The sequence below is a fragment of the Methanocalculus sp. genome (genome assembly GCF_029762515.1).
In the GTDB taxonomy this organism is placed as follows: Archaea; Halobacteriota; Methanomicrobia; order Methanomicrobiales; family Methanocorpusculaceae; genus Methanocalculus.
The window spans coordinates 1-1677 of the sequence record NZ_JARVGN010000463.1 but is presented as its reverse complement, the minus strand read 5'-3'; the positions used below and the strand labels follow the sequence as shown (position 1 = coordinate 1677).

Here is a 1677-nt window from a genome sequence, read left to right as displayed (position 1 = left end):
TATCACGATCGATCGCTGCGATCACCCCGTCGGCGACGATGGCGATCGCCGATCGGGCAAAGGAGATGGAACGGAACGGGATCGATGTGATCAGCCTCTCCATCGGAGAGCCTGACTTCCCGACACCCTCGCATATTACTGAGGCGGCGATCGATGCCCTGCACAAGGGAGAGACGCACTATGCCCCCTCACGCGGGATTCCCGAACTGCTGGAGGCGGTTGCTGAAAAACTCTCCACTGAGAACCGTATCCCGGCATCACCGGCCGATTGTATCGTGACTGCCGGGGCAAAGGATGCGATCCGGCTCCTCTGCCAGGCGGTGCTGAACCCCGGTGATGAAGCCATCATCCTTGACCCGTCCTGGGTCTCCTATGAGCCCTGCATCCAGATGGCCGGGGGAAAAGCCATCCATTATCCGCTTGACCCGGTCACCTTCCAGCCCGGGGAGTCGCTTGCGGAGGCGATTACCCCAGCAACCAGGATGATCATCGTGAACTCGCCATCGAACCCGACAGGATCGATCCTGACGCGGTCATCGCTTGGGATGATTGCTGATCTCTGTTCAGATCATGATCTCCTTGCACTTTCAGATGAGATCTATGAGAAGCTCGTCTATGATGGAGCAGAGCATATCTCGTTTGCCTCGATTCATGACATGGCAGAGCGGACGGTCACGATAAACGGGTTCTCAAAGGCCTATGCGATGACCGGCTGGCGGCTTGGATATGCGGCCGGTCCGTCGCAGGTGATCAACTATATGAATCGGATCCAGCAGCACTCGGTCTCCCACCCGACGACTTTTGTGATGTGGGGCGGGGTTGCCGCATTGAAGGGCGATCAGTCCTGTGTTACAGAGATGCGGGATGAGTTCGCCAGACGCCGGAGTTTTATCATCTCACGGCTCAGGCAGGCCGGGTTTGCATGTGCGCCAGCTGACGGCGCCTTCTATGCGTTTGCCAATGTCGGCGGCGATGACAGTGCCGTTGCCTCAGAATGGCTTGAGGAGAAGCATGTTGCGGTGACGCCGGGATCGGCGTTCTGTGCGCCTGGCTGGGTGCGGATGAGCTATGCGACATCGATGGAACGGCTGGAAGAGGCGATGGATAGGGTGTGTGGGGAGTGAGGAGATTTGTCTCATCCCGCTTGATGAGGATTCTTCAATTATCTATTGGTATTATAATAATTGTATATATTTTTTACTTCATTGGTACGAATGATATAATCACTACATTAGAAAATGCCTCCATTCCTCTTATTATCTGTGCCATGTGTTGTTATTTTTTGAACAACCTGATAATGGCTTATAGACTTAAGCTGGTAATTGAAGAACTTGGGCAAAAAATCCGGTTTAAATTCGTTTTTTTATCTCATATGGCAGGTATGCTCCTCTCGGATGTTACTCCGATGAGAAGTGGATATGTATACACAGCATATCAACTTCATCAAAGGAGTGTTCCACTTAGAAGTGGCATTGCAGGAATAACCAGTACATTTCTGTATGATCTCCTCTTTAAATTAGGTTTGGCAATTATTGGTTTGTCCCTTCTTTACTACACTTTCTTTGGTGAGGATATTCTTTTTGTTAGTGTTGGAGTTGTTATATTTCTTTCATGTATATTACTTATTTATGGTATTCTGATGTATCCTCCGGAATGGGTCCATAATCTCTTATACCA

General features: G+C 50.5%; 2 protein-coding genes. Both read left to right on the top strand.

From position 1 onward, the window contains the following. Positions 1-11 precede the first annotated feature (11 nt). Positions 12-1124 carry a pyridoxal phosphate-dependent aminotransferase gene (locus QCH34_RS12200; RefSeq protein WP_300334535.1) on the top strand — a complete coding sequence of 371 codons (1113 nt, stop codon included), beginning with the start codon at positions 12-14 and terminating at the stop codon, positions 1122-1124. A gap of 23 nt (positions 1125-1147) precedes the next feature. Next, a partial coding sequence (locus QCH34_RS12195) for a lysylphosphatidylglycerol synthase transmembrane domain-containing protein (RefSeq protein ID WP_300334533.1) occupies positions 1148-1677 on the top strand: 530 nt, incomplete at its 3' end.